Source organism: Mesorhizobium sp. M8A.F.Ca.ET.208.01.1.1, assembly GCF_004791315.1.
Taxonomy (GTDB): domain Bacteria; phylum Pseudomonadota; class Alphaproteobacteria; order Rhizobiales; family Rhizobiaceae; genus Mesorhizobium.
Genome location: NZ_SRUT01000458.1, coordinates 1 through 278, shown reverse-complemented (window position 1 = coordinate 278; position 278 = coordinate 1). Strand labels below are relative to the sequence as shown.

Annotated in this window: 1 pseudogene; it reads left to right on the top strand. The window is 66.9% G+C overall.

Annotated features, from left to right (window positions below):
• Window positions 1–278 (top strand): annotated as a pseudogene (locus EN851_RS36070) (hypothetical protein); the annotation flags it as partial.

Below are 278 nucleotides of genomic sequence, written 5' to 3'. Positions count from 1 at the left end.
GCCTGGAGTTCGAAGCTTCGGCTGAAGCGCCATCTCCGCAAGGATTTTCCACGCTACGCCGCAGCGGTCCGCACCGTCCTTGGCGACCACGTCGATGCGCAAGCGCTGTTCAGGCAATTGCTCGCCGCTGTTCATCGCCGGCAATTGCTGCTTGCCGCGCACCTCACCGGCCACGGCTGGTCGCCGGAAATCCGGCTGGAAGGGCTTGAGGGCCTGCGCGATGCGCTGCGGCGCGGCCGCGGCGCCATCATCTGGTGCGATCAGTTCACCGCCCAGAC